This is a genomic window from Gilliamella sp. CG13 (assembly GCF_046635805.1).
Lineage (GTDB): Bacteria > Pseudomonadota > Gammaproteobacteria > Enterobacterales > Orbaceae > Gilliamella > Gilliamella apicola_I.
The window spans coordinates 711,369-728,520 of record NZ_JBIDFM010000001.1 but is presented as its reverse complement, the minus strand read 5'-3'; the positions used below and the strand labels follow the sequence as shown (position 1 = coordinate 728,520).

Below are 17,152 nucleotides of genomic sequence, written 5' to 3'. Positions count from 1 at the left end.
CTATTTTAAATTATCTAAATAGTGCTCTGCATCCAATGCCGCCATACAACCCGTACCTGCCGAAGTAATGGCTTGCCGATAAATGTGATCCATCACATCGCCTGCTGCAAAAATTCCTTCGACACTGGTTTGTGTTGCTCGCCCTTCAGTACCGGATTTGACTTTGATATAACCATTTTTTAACTCAAGTTGTCCTTCGAAAATCTCGGTATTTGGTTTATGACCTATGGCGATAAAAACGCCCATAACAGCGACTTCTTCACTGATATTGGGATCTTGAGTACTTAGTAACCTGACACTCGTTACGCCCATATTGTCGCCCAAAATTTCATCAACAATGCGATGAGTATGTAAAATCACTTTTCCCTGTTGTACCTTTTCGTGCAATCTATTCATTAATATTTTTTCTGCTCTAAAGGTATCACGACGATGAATTAAGTGAACTTCACTTGCAATGTTAGCTAAGTAAAGTGCTTCTTCGACAGCTGTATTACCGCCACCGACGACAGCCACTTTCTGATTACGATAGAAAAATCCATCACAAGTCGCACAAGCTGATACCCCTTTACTTTTAAAAGCTTCTTCAGAAGGCAAGCCTAGATATTGGGCAGACGCACCCGTTGCAATAATCAATGCATCACAATGATATTCTGTTTCACTGCCATAAAGCTTATAAGGCTTACTGCTAAAATCGACACGATCAATTTGATCGAAAATAATCTCTGTATTAAATCGTTCGGCATGTTCTCGCATTTTGACCATTAATTCAGGGCCTGTTAAATCAGGTGCACCTGCTGGCCAATTTTCGAGTTCTGTTGTAGTGGTAAGCTGTCCGCCTTGCTGTAATCCGGTAATTAAGGTAGGGGAAAGGTTAGCACGTGCGGCATAAACCGCTGCGGTATATCCAGCTGGACCAGAACCCAGTATTAACAAACGTACATGTTTAGTCTTCATCTTTAAAATCCTTACTCATTTTTGTTCTGGCATCTTATTGTCAATTTTCGTGCAGAAAATTTTTTAATTACTGACAGCCAACAAACAGTCTACCAATTGATATTAACGATATTTCTGGCTCACAAGTCTATCATTATCGATCTCATTCTGGCAAAAAAATTGATTATTGTAGCGATAGGTAGACACAATATATTTATTTAATTGGTTAAAATGCGATTATCTTTTTCTTTTCGGTTTTTTTAATTGAATTTAAGTTTTTTAAAACAACATTTGTTTTATTTTTATCTTTTTTGCCTTTAAAATGTGTTTTTTTCTTATTCAAAACCTGTTACTTATTTTGATAACTATTATTCATTATTTTTAAAGATGAAATCCTAGCAAGATGGAGGGAAATGAAAGTGAATAATCCTTCAAAAGAAAACGTAGAAGCCGTACTACGAAAAATCAATTGGGCGCAAGAAATATTAACGTCATTACAACAAAATATTACCGATCCACAAATTGGCAATATTTTATCTGGCGTGGTGTTTATTATGGATTCGGCATCAACAGATGCCGAAACCTTATACCAATCGGTTAAATAAATTCGGTGTTGTTTTTTTCATTTTGTTCCTTCCGTCGCCATTAGGCACGGAAGTTTTTTTTAATTTTATAAATACGTTGTAAGATCTTTTAGTGGCCAGCGAATTTTTGCTGTTGGCTCTTTTAATCGATAACCAAACGCTAAACCAAGTCCAATACCATAAGATTCAGCACTAAATTGCGGCATGTATTTTTCAAGTATTTGCACAATTTTGTCGTATTCAAATCCCCCAATAGCACACGAATCAATACTTCGATACGCTGCCGCTGTTAGCATATTGGCACAAGCAAGATAATCTTGCATTTCTGACCAATGATTAACGGTTAATCCATTTGCTAAACCATGCTCATAAAAATTGATGAAATATTGACATGCCGTATCGATTGCAGTTTGATCATTAGCATTCGGTAATCCACGGGCGACAGTACGACGCAAATATTCACTTTGTAATGTAAAATTATTGGCTTTACGATAAAGCACAATGACAAAATGTGAACAACTAGTTACCTGTTCTTGATTGTAACAAGCAGCACGTAATTCCGTTTTGATTTTATCATCATCCACCACGACAAAATGCCAAGGCTCAATACCAAAAGAAGACGGTGATAATCGACCCGCTTCTAAAATGTATTCCATATCGGCCTGAGCGATTTTTTTCGTGTCATCAAACTTTTTACATGCATGCCGAAAATTCAATGCTTGAGTTAATTGATCCATATTCTCTCCTAAGTTTTTTTATTCCATGGCGCAACTACAAAAAGTAATAACATTCCTGGTATAGCAAGAAAAAAGCACAACCAAAAAAAATTAGTCCAGCCTAAATAAGAGGTTAAAAAGCCAGACATAGAATTGATTAATGTTCTCGGTATAGCTGAAAAACCTGTTAATAAAGCAAATTGGGTTGCTGTGAATAGTGGGCTTGTATTTTTAGAAATATAGGTAACCAATGCTGTTGCACCCATACCCACTCCTATTGATTCGCAACTGATTACAATCCCCAACATAATTAATTGTTTATAGGTTATTGATTGAAAAGGTCCTTCACAAGATAAATAAACAAAACCTAAAATTGAAAACATCTGAACAAAACCAGATATCCATAACGAACGATTCAATCCAAATTTTGATATAAATACACCACCAATTAATGCCCCCAAAAGGCTAGGCCATACGACAGCATTTTTAGCTATAGTACCAATATGCCTCATTTCAAACTTCATATCCAAATAGAAAGGTGTCGCTAAAGATGTTGCAAGACTGTCCCCGAGTTTGTACAGAGCCACAAAAGATAATACAAATAAAACTTTTGGGAACGATATACGCTTAATAAATTCAATTATGGATTGCACGAAAACGGATTTATCCGATGGAATGTAATTATTATGCATTGGTTCCTTTAACATCATTGTAATAACTAGCATTGGAACAATGAAAGCTGCAGTGAAAGCAAAAACTTCAATCCAAGATAAATAATCAGCAAGAATTAGAGATAAACCACCAGGAATAAATCCAGCAATTCGATAAACGTTAATATGTATGCTATTTCCGTTACCAAGTTCATTATCACTTAAAATTTCTCTTCGATATGCATCGATAGCAACATCTTGTGTTGCTGAAATAAATGCAGTCAGTAAACTAAGGAACACAATGATATCAATATTGTTTTTCGGTGTCAGAAAACCGTAAATAGGTATGATGAACAATAAGCTTAATTGTGTTAAAAGCAACCATCCTTTGCGATATCCAAGCGAAAAAGGTGAAATACGATCTAATAATGGTGCCCAAAGAAATTTTAATAAATACGGTATTTGTGTTAGTGTAAAAGCGCCAATTGTTTTAATATCGACACCACCAACTTTTAACCAAGCCGGAATTAATTGAATTATAAAGAAAAATGGTAATCCAGAACAAAAGCCTGTATAAACACAAAGCAACATTTTTCTATTTAAAAATGTACCAGTTAATTTCTTATTCATTATTTAACATTATTGGTTAGTTTTTTAGCAAAGTGCTATCATAACATATCATTGTCAAAATAATCACTAAGGTCAAAGCAAACAATTCATTCATAATGGCATTGAGCTGAAATTATTTTATTTAGGTTTACAATGTCTGTATAGTTTTAATAAAACTATAAAAAACAGAGACAACTAAACATGCGTTAATCACCATGAACAGAGGTGCAACAAAATGAAACATTCAATCAAAATTGCAGTTTTCAGTAGCAAACACTACGACAAAGAACATTTAGAGATTGCCAATAAAAAATTTGGTTTTAATATCGAATACTATGATCATAAACTCAGTCATAAAACAGCAGTCACAGCACAAGGTTATGATGCCGTTTGTGTATTTGTTAATGATGAAGTTGATAAAACCGTTTTACAAAAACTTGCGCATTGTGGGGTAAAAATCTTAGCGTTACGGTGTGCCGGATTTGATAATGTTGACATTGCTGAAGCCAAAAAATTAGGCATTACGGTTGTTCGTGTACCAGCTTACTCACCTGAAGCAGTAGCCGAACATGCCGTTGCACTCATGATGACGCTTAATCGACGTACTCACAAAGCCTACCAACGGACTCGCGATGCGAATTTTGCCCTTGATGGCTTAACTGGATTCAATATGCATAATCGTACCGCAGGTGTGATTGGTACCGGAAAAATTGGACAAGCAGTGATCCGAATCCTAAAAGGTTTTGGTATGAATATTTTAGCTTATGATCCTTTTCCAAATGATATTGCAGTCGAATTAGGTGCGCAATATGTCCAACTTGATGAACTCTATGCAAAATCCGATGTGATTACGCTTCACTGTCCAATGAGCCCTGAAAACTATCATCTACTTAATAAAGATTCATTTAAAAAAATGAAAAATGGCGTCATGATTATTAACACCAGTCGTGGTGGATTACTTGATGCGACAGCCGCAATCGATGCCTTAAAGCAAACCAAAATTGGCGCATTAGGAATGGATGTTTATGAAAATGAACGAGACCTCTTTTTTGAAGATAAATCGAATGATGTTATTTTAGATGACGTGTTCCGTCGATTATCATCGTGTCATAATGTGATTTTTACAGGGCATCAAGCTTTTCTAACGCAAGAAGCCTTATTGAATATCTCCGAAACCACATTAACCAATATCAAGCAGATTTCTCAAGGGCAACCTTGTCAAAACATTGTTGAATAGCATGAAATACATTATTATGCTGTTTATTATTTAACTCTTTAAATGTGGATGGGTTATGCAACGTATTGTCATTTTATTCAGTATGGTATGGTTACTTGTTGCTTGCCAAAGTAACAACTCGACAACATCGCCGATGCAACAACATCGAGGTCAATCAAATGTAGCGGGTGGTGTTTATCTTGAAAAAGAGCATGATCTTGTCATTGTCAACGATGCGCCATTGGCTATTGAACAAGAAAAGTTTATCGATAAAATGGTCAATAAACATGGCTTTGATCGGGAACAACTTCGAGAAGTACTAGCACAAACCACAAAACTTGATTGGGTTATAAATTTAATGGACAAACAAGCACCACAGTCGGGGCCTTCGACTGGCCCTAATGGTGCTTGGATCCGCTATAAAAATAAATTTATCACGCCTAGCAATTTGCCAAGAGGAGTAGAGTTCTGGCATAAATATGAAAAAGAGTTAGCGCAAGCTTATAAAGAGTATGGTGTTCCACCTGAAATTATTGTCGGTATTATTGGTGTTGAAACAGGGTGGGGTAGAGTCATGGGAAAAACAAAAATTATTGACGCACTCTCGACACTTGCTTTTTATTACCCAAGACGCTCGGCCTATTTTGCTAAAGAGTTAGAAGATTACTTAATTATGTGTCGAGATGAAGGTGTTGATCCTTTTGATTTAAATGGATCATTTGCTGGGGCAATGGGGTACGGTCAATTTATGCCATCAGCATTTAGAAATCATGCGGTTGATTTTAATCATGACGGTCATGTTGATTTGTGGGATCCGGTAGATGCGATTGGCAGCGTTGCCAACTATTTTAAAGCCTATGGTTGGCAAAAAGGAAAAAAAGTGGCTGTAAAAGCCGATGGACAGGCATTATCGCTTGAAACAGGGTTTAGTACCAAATATTCGATTGAAAGATTGGCCAAAGCAGGATTGAAACCACAAAGCACATTAGATGGCAATAAACAGGTTAGCTTGTTAAGGCTTGATATGGGCGATCGTTATCAATACTGGTATGGATTACCTAATTTTTATGTCATTACCCGTTATAATCACAGTAGTTATTATGCAATGGCAGTATGGCAGTTAGGCTTAGCCGTAAAAGCGGCAAAATAAGATTACAACATAAAGATAAACAATAAATGTTTTGCTATATTCAGGTCACCAAAGGGTGACCTTTTTAATTGGTAAAGAAAGCCGAGAATGAAAATATGATTAGACTTATCAAGAATTATTTAAGAATTTGCGTGAAGTATTCCTTAAATTTATTGTTATCAAACAATTATCATCAGTATTAGTCTGGCACAAAAATTTATTAAACTTAACATATTCATTTGTCAATTATGGTCAGTTGATATATAATGCCCCGTCGATTTCAACCGCCAAATTTTCATGTTCCTTGCTTTCAATGGGTTGCGGTTGCCCCGACAGAAAGCTGATTAATCCGTAGGGAGCGATAATGCGTCATTACGAAATTGTTTTTATGGTTCACCCAGATCAAAGTGAACAAGTACCGGGTATGATCGAACGTTATACTGGTACATTAACGACTGACGGTGGAAAAATTCATCGTTTAGAAGATTGGGGTCGTCGTCAATTAGCCTATCCTATCGAAAAACTGCACAAAGCACATTATGTGTTAATGAATGTTGAAGCGACTCAAGAAGCTGTTAACGAGCTTGAAGATAACTTCCGTTTCAATGATGCAGTCATTCGCAGTTTAATTATGCGTACTAAACATGCTGTAACTGAAACTTCACCAATGTTAAAAGCTAAAGATGAGCGTCGTAACGCTGAAGAAGATTTTAGCGAAGTAAACATGGACGATGATTCCGAAGAATAATCGTTTGGTGTTATCGGGTATTGTTACCAAGACCCCGATAAGAAAAATCAGTCCAAGTGGAGTGTCACACTGCCAATTTTATTTAGAACATGTTTCTGAACAAATTGAAGCAGAACTCACAAGGCAAGCATGGTGTATAATGCCCGTTATTGCCAGCGGACAACAAGAGTTAAGTTACATAAAAAAAGGCAGCAAAGTATTAGTGAGTGGCTTTATTAGTACACACACTAAACGTAATCAAACAAGTCAACTTGTGTTACATGCTGACCAAATTAAACTATTAGGAGAATAGCCAAATGGCACGTTATTTCCGTCGTCGCAAATTCTGCCGTTTTACTGCAGAAGGCGTTAAAGAAATTGATTATAAAGATGTTTCTTTATTAAAAAGCTATATCACTGAAAGTGGTAAAATCGTACCAAGTCGTATTACTGGTACTAGTGCAAAATATCAACGTCAATTAGCTCGCGCTATCAAACGCGCTCGTTACTTGGCATTATTACCATATACTGACAACCATCAGTAATTAGCAACAGAGGGAACATATAATGCAAATTATTCTACTCGATAAAGTTGCTAATTTAGGCAGCTTAGGTGATCAAGTTAATGTTAAAGCGGGTTATGCGCGTAACTTTTTGATTCCACAAGGTAAAGCAGTACCTGCGACTAAAAAGAATATCGAATTCTTTGAAGCGCGTCGTGCTGAATTAGAAGCAAAACTTGCTGAGACATTAAAAGCCGCTGAAGAGCGTGTTGCTGAAATTAATGCACTTGGTAAAGTGACTATTACTTCTAAAGCTGGTGATGAAGGTCGTTTATTTGGTTCTATCGGTACACGTGATATCGCTGATGCGGTTAAAGCTCGTGGTATTGAAGTATCAAAAAGCGAAGTTCGCTTACCAAATGGTGTATTACGTAACACAGGTGAGTTTGAAGTGTTATTCCAAGTACACAGCGAAGCTTTTGCTAAAGTTATTGTTGAAATTATTGCAGAATAATTATCTTCAAATCGCGATAAAAAGCCCGTCAATGAGACGGGTTTTTTATTTACTGTTTACCATACTTATCTAGAAAAAATCTAGGTGTAATCCTAATTATTGATAGCACAATTTACCCAACACATTGATTCTTTATGTAATCTTAAATTTATCCTTTAATTGACGATAATCGCTTGACCTCTACCACGAATATCTGACACGGCTTCTGGTTTATTATTATGAATTTTAATCACTTGAATATCTCCGCTAAAATCTTGTTGCACGAAGCGATACCCCATGTTTTCTAACTCTTTTTTAAACAAATTCGGTACAGTTGTTTGAAACCGCTCAACAAAAATCACATTGTTCGGCAATAATTGGTGGTGATAACGTACCGCATCCACTGCATCTTTTAATGACATCTTATTATCATAAACATTAGCCACGACTTGAAAAATAGAGGTAAAGATGCGCGAACCACCAGGGGTACCTATCACCATTTCTACATTATTATTTTTGATAAATAGGGTTGGAGACATGGATGACAATGGACGTTTATTGGGTTCGATGGCATTTGCATCATTACCGACCACACCGAATTGATTGGCAATACCGGGCTTGCTACTAAAATCATCCATTTCATTATTAAGTAAAATACCTGTACCCTTGACAACAATAGCCGAACCAAACCAACCATTTAACGTATAAGTATTTGATACTGCATTTCCCCACTTATCAACAATTGAAAAATGAGTTGTTTGTAACTTTTCATGTTGCCAGTCTAAACCCGGTTTCACTTGCTCAGTTTTCGAAATCGCAATAGGATTAACTTGTTTGGCACGTTCAACTAAATATTGTTGATCGATAAGTTTTGCAACGGGGACACTGATAAAATCAGGATCGCCCATGTATTCGGCGCGATCAGCAAAAACACGTTTTTCAATTTCTGCTAATAAATGGATATATTGCGCAGAATTGGGTTTCACATCTTTAAACTTGTCTGCTAATGTTTGCTTCATTAATAATAGTTGGATTAATCCAATACCACCTGAACTTGGTGGAGGAGCGGTTATGATTTGCATATCATGCCAATTGGCAATCAAAGGATCACGCCATTTAATCTGATAATTTGCTAAATCACATTCAGTAATAAAACCATTATTGTTTTTCATTTGTTGGGCGATCAGTTTGGCTGTTTCCCCTTTATAAAATCCGTCACGACCAAACTGCGCTATTTTATTTAAGACGTTACCTAATTCAGGTTGTTTAAATAGTTTATTGGTTTTCATATTACCAAAATATTGCTTAAAATAACCGTTGTTTGGCGCAGTCACAACCGCTTCTTGATAACGTTCAATAAGTTGCGGTGGGACAATAAAACCCTCATTAGCAAGGCGGATTGCTGGCGCCATCACTTCTTGCCAGGTTAATTGACCAAAGCGTTGATGAACAGCCCACATACCGGCAACCGTACCCGGTACACCAGAAGCTTGATGAGAATAAAGACTTAAACCAGGGCTCACTTCATTATTACTATCTAAAAACATGGTTTTATAGGCATTATGGGGGGCAACTTCACGATAATCGATAAAATAAGGTTTTCCATCCATCCAAAGTGTCATAAATCCACCACCGCCAATATTGCCAGCCTCAGGATAGGTCACGGCAAGGGTAAATGCAGTAGCCACGGCGGCATCGGCTGCATTTCCACCTTTTTCAAGTATTTCCTTCGCTGCCATAGCACCATAATTATCCGGTGAAGCAACTGCACCTGCTTCTAATTTTAGTTGATGAGTTTCAACAGCAAGCACTTGCTGAGATACCAATAAAAACAAAGCAAAACAGCAATACTTAATGAACAGATTTTTCAAATAGGACATACAACACCTCCTGCTAAATACATGATAACTTCCCCCACTTTTGTCGCTAGGCATCGTTATTATTAATGTGAAAAGCGAGTCAAAAATTGAAGTGGAGGAATAGATGAATATAGCATAGAAGATTCATGCATTGAGTAAATTATGTTCAGTGATTGTTAATGGACGTATTGATAATTCAACACAATTTTTAGTTTGCAATAACTCATCAAAAAAAATCACGATTAATGAATGATTAATCGTGACTTAAATTAACACTTATAAATTGATAAAACGGTTATACTTGTTTATTTTTAATCGGCTTCGCCAACTTCTTGAACATCATCAACTGGTTTGCCTTGCTCTTCTTTAAATAATTTATTGTCATAAAGTTTAACAAACGGAAGATAAATAAACAGAGCTAAAATAGCAGACAGTATCGCAACAATGGCCGCCTTATAATCTCCACCTGTCCCGATAAAGGCGCCTAATCCCATTGGTGACGGCCAAGGAACTAAAGCAATGATTGGATTCATAATACCCGAACTAATAGCAAAGTAACCTAATGTTCCACATGCCATTGGCGCTAAAAAGAAAGGTAAAGCTAAATAGGGATTATAAACAATCGGCATACCAAAAATAATCGGCTCATTAATATTAAATATGGCAGGAACAGCGGACGCACGACCTAAAATTTTTAACTGGCTTGATTTAGCAAAAAAAGCAATAAAAAACGTCATTAACAGTGTCGAACCTGAGCCACCTAAAATGACTAATGAATTATTAAATTCACCCGCGAATGGAATATGTGCACCTGCGGTATTTTCGGTCATATTGGCTAACATAATTGGCGTAATAAATGCCCCAATAATGCTTGCCCCGTGAATACCTACAACCCATAATGCATGGATTAAAAAAAGAATAACCATAATCCCTAACCAACTTTTGGTTAAGTTAGTCACAAACGTAAACGGAATACTGACAATATCAAAGATATCTGTCCCCATAAACACTAAAAAGCCATTTAAAATAATGATACAAAAAGCAATAACAAACGTTGGAATCAACGCCGTAAAGGAGCGTGAAACACCTAATGGTACGGTTTCGGGCATTTTAACAACCCAATTTCGTCTGACACATAAAAAATAAAGATGCGTGGCGACTATTGCCATGACAATAGCAATAAAGATCCCCGATGTGCCTAAGCGAAACACAAAAGGCGTTAAACGTAGACCATTAAACACAAGGTTACTTTGATCACTGAATAATGTAATCACCCCATTTTGCATGACTAATTCCGGTAAAGTCATAAAAAATGCAAAAGCCGATAACATTGCACCGTTAAGGGCATTCACTTTCAAACCTGTCTCTTCCGCTTCAATTTTGGTTAATTCATAGCCCACAACAAAATTAAAATAGAGCGCTAAAATACCGATTGTAGCGGTATTGGCAATCATGTACAGATCACTGACCCGAAAAAACGTATTTTCAAAAAAACCTTCTAAACCCGTGAATGTCATTGGCAAGGTATTAAAAACTAAAAACATAGAGCCAACAATTGAGAAAGGTACTGATGCCATACCGGCAGCCATTACCGCGCGCACAATTTTAAATTGTGATATTTTTGCCATTGGTGTCATTAAATACTTTTGTAAAAACGCAAATCCGGTATTCATTTTGTTTTCCTCATCTAATTAATAATTTCTTCATAAGCTTGGATTCGTTTAAAATGTTTATCCTCGTTACGTTGAATTTTTGCCAATCTTTTAAGCATTAAAAAAGCCATTACACCGCTCCCAATTAGTAGCCCCATGATCGTATTTAAAACAGATTGCGAATCTTTTAAAAATGGAAAAAAGAGATGAAATAAAGATGTATAAAGGGTGATAACTAACACGCCACACATTAAAAGCATCATTTGAAAAAATAACTTAGCAAATGGTAGAAAGTTATCATGATTGCGATAAAGCTTTACTTGTTCAAAAGCGGTTAATGCACCCAAAGTAAAAAGCGTAATAGGCAAAATAGCGGTGTAGGACTTTGAGCCAAGCAAAAAAACAGCCCAGTAAAGATTCAAAAATAGCAAAAAAGCAGTCGAGTAGCGAATCGCTAAAAAACGATTAAAATAAAGATTAGTTAAACTCAATTTTTTAGACTTATCAAATTGGGCGTTTATCATCATTGCTTAACCTCTTTACTTAGTCGATAGCTGATCACATTTTTGATATAAAAATGACATCTCAATTGCAATTTCACGCATTGTCATGGTTGTCATTAAATGGTCTTGAGCATGCACCATAATAATTTCCATTTCGATTTGCATACCATTGGCATAAGATTGCAGTAATTCGGTTTGAGATTGATGGGCTGCTAAAATTTCATGATTAGCCTCTTCAAGAAGTTGATTAGCCAGGTCAAACTTGGCTGCTCGCATTGCCTGAAAGGCTTCATGGATTTTGGTTTTGGCATTGCCGCTATGCAAAATAATATTAAAAGCGACTAGTTGAATATCTTCTGAGCTCATTTTTGAAATCATTGTTACGCTCCCTTTTCTATAAGTTTAATAAAGAGTGATTTAAATTCGGAAAAAGTTTGGCATTGTAATAATTGGTTTTGCATCGCTGAATCATCAATCAAATTAACGATTGCTTTTGTCATCATTGCTAAAGAAGGATTTTGATAAACAGACGGTGAAATAAGAAAAATAAAGCGAATATCAGGGTGATATTTATCCCAATAGACACCATGAGGAATCAGCGCAATCCCCATTTTAGATAATCTTCCGACAGGAACAGCAGGATGCGGTACTACAATGTTAGGACTAAAAAAGATATCTCCTAACGCCATTCGTTTAGCCATTTGTTTAATCATCTTTGATTTATAACAACAGGCTTCATTGACCGCTAAACGCTCCAATAAAAGATCTAAAATATCGTCTTTCGTAAATGGACATTGACAATAATAAAAATAATCAGCAGTTAGCTCTTCAACGACTTGCTCAAGATAGGACAAATGGCTTTTTTCATTGACCATATGAGTCGATGACATCGTGTTCAGATTGGATGAAGTTATGACATGACGTGAAGAAAGATAACGCCGAATTTTTTGCACATCTTCTTCAGTAAAAAAGACAGAAACATGAAAAACCGGAATTTTAAAGACTTTGGCAGAAAGATCGACTGAAGAGATAATAAAATCGACTTCGTTTAACATGTCGGGTTCAATTTCATAATAGCCTCGGGTATCAATAATTTTAATACGCTCATCAAATTCACACTCGACCCGATTTTTTAAAAGCTGAGCGCTACCCAATCCGGTTGCACAAATAATTAATACTCTCATTTTTTGCGCATTTTTCAGTTTTTCAACGGAAGCTAAAAAGTGCAGGGCTAAATAACCCCATTCATCATCAGAAACAGTTAACTTAGTTAAATTAGGGAGTTGTTTAAAATAGTGCTTAACTAAGTCAAATAATTCGGGCGAGCAGGTTTTGATCTCATTCAGTAATGGATTTTCAAGTTTGATATTTTGCGCTAACCTTACTAACATCGGTTTTAAATGTTGAACCAAGCCATTTTTTAATTGCTCATCTTTCAAAAATTGATAGCCTGTTTCAAGCTGAATCTTAAGTAATAAATCGGTTAACATTAAGCTCAGTTGCGCATCTAAATCTTGTTGGATAAAGTTAGATTTACTCATCAAATGCAAGGTTAAATACATCTGTTCTTCTTTTGGAAAAGCAAAACCAATTACTGTCTCAATGCGATCAATTATTTTTTTCGCAACGTGAAATTCCAAGGAACTTTTAGTTGTTTCTGGCATATCCAAATTTTGAATGGTCAGACCAGATTGTAAACGTTTAATGCTTAAAGAAAGATGCAACACAATATTTTGCATCATCACATCGGACAATTTTATGTTTGCTTCACGACACTCATCTAAAATAATAATGGTTAACGTGTCAAAACTGATTGCATCACTAAACTTATTTAAATAAGTTAAACGCTGCAAAAAGTTGATGGATTCTTCATGAAAAAAATAGCTCATAATAAAATGACGTTTGGCTTTTTCTGCACCGTCCACATAAAACAGCCGTTTATTTTTCTTTAAAGTCAGTTCAAAAGGTTGAAGCTGAGTTTTTATTTCCAGCATATCTTTATTGAGTTGTGATGAACTAATAAATAACTGTTCGGATAATGCTTCAATATCGATTTTTTGACATTCCAGTAATAGCAGATTAAGAATGTAGTGTTTGCGGTGACAGACTTCTCGTATATTGGCTTGTTCTTCATGCCGATCTAATAAATGATGTTCAATCAAAAACGAATTAAACGCCGTTCTATCCAAGATTTGCAATTGATAACCATAGCCTTGTTTACTGACAATTTTGGCGCCATTACATTCAATCAATGCTTTTAAATCGTTAAGATAAGTACGAACAGTTCTATCGGATAATGATAACTCAGTTGCCAGCAACGCACTGCTTTTAAACTGATTTTTTGAGCCGACTAATAGGCTAATAAGATTGCGTTGTTTATTTTTAATCATTATCATCCACACCTATAACAGCTAAAAAGATAAAGAATAGTGTGGTTGCTTTAGTTTGCTAATCAGACACACTTTAAGCAACATCGCCGGGCGCCGACCCTAAAACGGTCATAAACGGCGCCCAATACTGAAAACAGCAATGATCTAAAACTATTGGATATTTTCCTCAATCAATTTCGCTAATTGTTCAATACCCGAAGGGGTAGGGATATAAGCTTGAAAAGGAATACTGACAACAGGCTTACCGACTTCATCGCCCAATTTTTTGAATTTATCTAACATCATCATCGTTTGTGGACTAATTAAAAACAGGGAAAAATCACTATTTTTAATCATATTACTGCCTTCGGTTGCTGAAACAGCATCAACTGAAATCGCCTTATTTTTATTGGTAAAATATTCGGTTGCTTTTTTTGCCATTAACGATGAAGACATACCCGCAGCACAAATAATTAACGCTTTTTTCATAGCTTCTCCTAAAAAGTTGTTATCCATAAAATGGGTTATAAATCAAAATTTTTATAAAACTTCACCATTTGACTCTATCACTTTTTTGTACCATGCAAATGAATCTTTGCGACTACGTTTTAACGTGCCATTCCCTTTGTTGTCCTTATCGACATAAATAAAACCATAACGTTTTTCCATTTCGCCCGTGCCTGCCGAAACTAAATCGATACAGCCCCAAGGGGTATAGCCCATTAAGTCAACACCGTCTTGCAAAACAGCCAACTTCATTTGCTTGATGTGTTCACGCAAATATTCAATACGATAATGATCATGTACTGCACCATTAGCCTCGACTTTGTCATAAGCACCAAAACCATTTTCCACGATAAATAACGGCAAATGATACATATCTGTAAACCAATTTAATGCGTATCGCAATCCTTCAGGATCGATTTGCCAACCCCAATCCGATTTTTTGACGTATTGATTACCGATCAAATCGGTTTTTTCATTAAATTCATAACGATCGTTGCCTGCTTTATGTCTGATCGCATTGGACATATAATAACTAAAGCCACTATAATCGACGGTGCCGTTTGCCAGTACCTCTAAGTCTTGGCTGGTTACATCTAACTTAAAGCCTTTATGTTGCCAATATTTGATAATATGATTTGGATATTGACCATGAACATGCACATCGGCAAAAAAGTATTTACGTTCCATGACTTTTTGCGCCATTAATATATCACTCGGCTTACAGGTTTCGGGGTAGATAGGTACAAAAGCAATCATACAACCGATTTGAAAATCGGGATTGATCGCATGACCAATTTGCACGGCTTTAGCACTGGCAACTAACTCATAATGAGCCGCTTGATACATAATTTCTTCACGATTATCGCCTGCTTGATAATAAATCCCTGAATTGGTAAATGGCGCAAAATCCTCATCAAAGTTGGCTTGATTATTAATTTCATTAAACGTCATCCAATATTTGACTTTATCTTTATAACGATCAAAACACACTTCGGCAAAACGAACGAAAAAATCGATTAATTTTCGATTACGAAATCCACCATATTCGGTGACTAAATAATAAGGCAATTCAAAATGAGAAAGGGTGACAACGGGCTCAATATTGTATTTTAGACACTCATCAAACAGATCATCATAAAATTTTAAACCGGCTTCGTTAGGGGCAAGCTCATCCCCTTTAGGAAAGATCCGTGTCCAAGCAATCGACGTTCTAAAACATTTAAAGCCCATTTCGGCAAAAAGTTTAATGTCGTCTTTATAATGATGATAAAAGTCGATGGCTTCATGATTAGGATAATACTTACCTTCAATAATTCCTTCGGTAATTTTACGATAACTTTTTGGCGAACCAACGGTCATGACATCGGCAACACTTATTCCTTTTCCACCCGCTTGCCAAGCCCCTTCTAATTGATGAGCCGCAACCGCTCCTCCCCATAAAAAATCTTTTGGTAAACCTCTATTATTCATAATCAAGCACCTATGTTTGTTGACGATTCAAATTTAGTATAAAAGGAAAAATAAAGAATTACTAACCAACATTTTCCGTATTGATAAGGAAAAAGAAGAGTGAAAAAATAATAAAGAAATAGGAATTTACATTTAGATAACGTAATAAATTGAGGATCAAAAAATCAGAATAGTAACCTATTAAAAAGCTGAATGGTAAAATTGAGAATCAATTTTGTCCGAAATAACCGCTAGGTTATAAATAAGGATTAAAAAATTTTTAAAATAATGGACTATCATTAGATAAACACTTCAAACTCCTTAGCAAACTTTGTAGGTATAAATTCTATGAGTTCATATTGTGCAATTTGATAAATATAAAATGGATCTTTTTGCATTATTGCTACTGCTTGTTCACGACTTTCCGCACGACAAACAATAATACCGCCAATACGAGGGACTTTACGGCCAGAAGCAATAAAATGTCCTGATTGATAATGATTTTCTAAATAATCGATATGTTGCGGTAAGTATTTTTCTACTTCATTAATAGGCTTTAGGTAGGTAATTGAAAAAATAAACATTTTAATCTCTTAGTTTAAATATAAATAAGCCAACCATACATGTTGGCTTGGATTATACTATTTTTAATTGAACATCAATTATACAGCATTATGGTTTGTTAAAATAAATATACAACATTAAAGTGACTATTTAGCGACCCATTTGCCGTTTTCATCTTTATGATAGAGCTTTTCAACTGCCGACCAAGCAACACGAAAGGCAACTTGCTCAGGCGGACTATTGTCTCGGCGTTTTTTCGGATCTTGGTATTCCTTAATCGCACTATTAAATGCCTCTTTAAATATATCTTGAGCATGTTCTGGCAGTACATGACGTACGGATTCAGGTAAATCATTGCGTGTTTTGTATGGCATATCACATTTCCTCTTTTAAATTATTCATGCAAGGCTGAAAACTTTAATTGGTCATCGTGTATTACTTTTTCAAAACAATTGACTCGATTTTGACTGTAGCCATTTTTCTGGCAAAAAACAAGCATAAAAAGTACTAGAAATTTTTACATTTTTGGATGAGTTGCATAATTAAACTAACATGATGAAATGAAATAATAAAGATATAATTGTTAATAAAAAGGAAGTAGAAAATTTTTTCTTTTTTACTGAAGATATCTTTAATTGACTAGATAATAGTTTTCTCGCTATAAAATCTAATGAATGCTGTCTTGTAAA

At 35.7% G+C, this 17,152-nt stretch carries 19 protein-coding genes; 7 read left to right on the top strand and 12 right to left on the bottom strand.

Annotation, left to right across the window (positions count from 1 at the left end; all coding sequences use genetic code 11):
• Positions 1 to 954 carry a thioredoxin-disulfide reductase gene (gene trxB / locus ACGH6R_RS03300; RefSeq protein ID WP_267378033.1) on the bottom strand — a complete coding sequence of 318 codons (954 nt, stop codon included), beginning with the start codon at positions 952 to 954 and terminating at the stop codon, positions 1 to 3.
• A gap of 398 nt (positions 955 to 1,352) precedes the next feature.
• Between trxB and ACGH6R_RS03295 the strand changes: the two genes are divergently transcribed.
• Complete coding sequence (locus ACGH6R_RS03295; protein ID WP_267359188.1) at positions 1,353 to 1,538, top strand: hypothetical protein; 186 nt, start codon at positions 1,353 to 1,355, stop codon at positions 1,536 to 1,538.
• Positions 1,539 to 1,603: 65 nt separating this feature from the next.
• Here the strand turns inward: ACGH6R_RS03295 and ACGH6R_RS03290 are convergent, their stop codons facing one another.
• Together ACGH6R_RS03290 and ACGH6R_RS03285 are read right to left on the bottom strand one after the other, a co-directional pair.
• Positions 1,604 to 2,254, bottom strand: coding sequence for an NAD(P)H-dependent oxidoreductase (locus ACGH6R_RS03290; RefSeq protein WP_411596901.1), 651 nt, complete (start codon positions 2,252 to 2,254; stop codon positions 1,604 to 1,606).
• Between the two features lie 8 nt (positions 2,255 to 2,262).
• Positions 2,263 to 3,513: an AmpG family muropeptide MFS transporter gene (locus ACGH6R_RS03285; RefSeq protein WP_220216675.1), complete on the bottom strand. Its 1,251-nt coding sequence runs from the start codon at positions 3,511 to 3,513 to the stop codon at positions 2,263 to 2,265.
• A 226-nt stretch (positions 3,514 to 3,739) separates the two neighbouring features.
• On the opposite strand from ACGH6R_RS03285, the gene ACGH6R_RS03280 reads away from it, so the two are divergent.
• The 6 genes from ACGH6R_RS03280 (at position 3,740) to rplI (ending at position 7,581) form a co-directional block, all read left to right on the top strand.
• Positions 3,740 to 4,729: a 2-hydroxyacid dehydrogenase gene (locus ACGH6R_RS03280; RefSeq protein ID WP_267351759.1), complete on the top strand. Its 990-nt coding sequence runs from the start codon at positions 3,740 to 3,742 to the stop codon at positions 4,727 to 4,729.
• 55 nt (positions 4,730 to 4,784) lie between these two features.
• Positions 4,785 to 5,858 carry a lytic murein transglycosylase B gene (gene mltB, locus ACGH6R_RS03275; RefSeq protein WP_411598891.1) on the top strand — a complete coding sequence of 358 codons (1,074 nt, stop codon included), beginning with the start codon at positions 4,785 to 4,787 and terminating at the stop codon, positions 5,856 to 5,858.
• Between the two features lie 343 nt (positions 5,859 to 6,201).
• The gene (rpsF, locus tag ACGH6R_RS03270) at positions 6,202 to 6,585 is read left to right on the top strand and encodes a 30S ribosomal protein S6 (RefSeq protein ID WP_065559156.1); all 384 of its coding nucleotides are present in this window, start codon (positions 6,202 to 6,204) and stop codon (positions 6,583 to 6,585) included.
• Positions 6,572 to 6,877, top strand: a complete 306-nt coding sequence (gene priB / locus ACGH6R_RS03265; RefSeq protein ID WP_411596968.1) for a primosomal replication protein N — start codon at positions 6,572 to 6,574, stop codon at positions 6,875 to 6,877. Before rpsF ends, priB begins: the two co-directional genes overlap by 14 nt.
• 4 nt (positions 6,878 to 6,881) lie before the next feature.
• Positions 6,882 to 7,109 carry a 30S ribosomal protein S18 gene (gene rpsR / locus ACGH6R_RS03260; RefSeq protein WP_025314965.1) on the top strand — a complete coding sequence of 76 codons (228 nt, stop codon included), beginning with the start codon at positions 6,882 to 6,884 and terminating at the stop codon, positions 7,107 to 7,109.
• Positions 7,110 to 7,131: 22 nt separating this feature from the next.
• Entirely contained in the window at positions 7,132 to 7,581 is a 450-nt protein-coding gene (rplI, locus tag ACGH6R_RS03255; RefSeq protein WP_267351555.1) for a 50S ribosomal protein L9, read from the top strand.
• Between the two features lie 155 nt (positions 7,582 to 7,736).
• Here the strand turns inward: rplI and ggt are convergent, their stop codons facing one another.
• The 9 genes from ggt to ACGH6R_RS03210 all read right to left on the bottom strand — a co-directional run bounded on the left by ggt (position 7,737) and on the right by ACGH6R_RS03210 (position 16,837).
• Positions 7,737 to 9,440 (bottom strand): gamma-glutamyltransferase, encoded by a 1,704-nt coding sequence (gene ggt / locus ACGH6R_RS03250; protein WP_267378040.1) that lies wholly within the window; start codon positions 9,438 to 9,440, stop codon positions 7,737 to 7,739.
• Positions 9,441 to 9,730: 290 nt separating this feature from the next.
• Positions 9,731 to 11,092 carry a PTS cellobiose transporter subunit IIC gene (gene celB, locus ACGH6R_RS03245; protein ID WP_411598890.1) on the bottom strand — a complete coding sequence of 454 codons (1,362 nt, stop codon included), beginning with the start codon at positions 11,090 to 11,092 and terminating at the stop codon, positions 9,731 to 9,733.
• A 14-nt stretch (positions 11,093 to 11,106) separates the two neighbouring features.
• Positions 11,107 to 11,598 (bottom strand): hypothetical protein, encoded by a 492-nt coding sequence (locus ACGH6R_RS03240; RefSeq protein ID WP_411598889.1) that lies wholly within the window; start codon positions 11,596 to 11,598, stop codon positions 11,107 to 11,109.
• Between the two features lie 12 nt (positions 11,599 to 11,610).
• Positions 11,611 to 11,952 carry a PTS cellobiose transporter subunit IIA gene (locus ACGH6R_RS03235; RefSeq protein ID WP_411598888.1) on the bottom strand — a complete coding sequence of 114 codons (342 nt, stop codon included), beginning with the start codon at positions 11,950 to 11,952 and terminating at the stop codon, positions 11,611 to 11,613.
• Positions 11,953 to 11,954: 2 nt separating this feature from the next.
• Positions 11,955 to 13,964 carry a BglG family transcription antiterminator gene (locus ACGH6R_RS03230; protein WP_411598887.1) on the bottom strand — a complete coding sequence of 670 codons (2,010 nt, stop codon included), beginning with the start codon at positions 13,962 to 13,964 and terminating at the stop codon, positions 11,955 to 11,957.
• A 150-nt stretch (positions 13,965 to 14,114) separates the two neighbouring features.
• The gene (locus ACGH6R_RS03225; RefSeq protein WP_220216684.1) at positions 14,115 to 14,432 is read right to left on the bottom strand and encodes a PTS cellobiose transporter subunit IIB; all 318 of its coding nucleotides are present in this window, start codon (positions 14,430 to 14,432) and stop codon (positions 14,115 to 14,117) included.
• Between the two features lie 51 nt (positions 14,433 to 14,483).
• Entirely contained in the window at positions 14,484 to 15,920 is a 1,437-nt protein-coding gene (locus tag ACGH6R_RS03220) for a 6-phospho-beta-glucosidase (protein WP_411598886.1), read from the bottom strand.
• Between the two features lie 278 nt (positions 15,921 to 16,198).
• The gene (locus ACGH6R_RS03215) at positions 16,199 to 16,483 is read right to left on the bottom strand and encodes a YciI family protein (RefSeq protein WP_411598885.1); all 285 of its coding nucleotides are present in this window, start codon (positions 16,481 to 16,483) and stop codon (positions 16,199 to 16,201) included.
• Between the two features lie 126 nt (positions 16,484 to 16,609).
• Positions 16,610 to 16,837: a ChaB family protein gene (locus tag ACGH6R_RS03210; RefSeq protein WP_220216686.1), complete on the bottom strand. Its 228-nt coding sequence runs from the start codon at positions 16,835 to 16,837 to the stop codon at positions 16,610 to 16,612.
• Between the last annotated feature and the right edge of the window lie 315 nt (positions 16,838 to 17,152).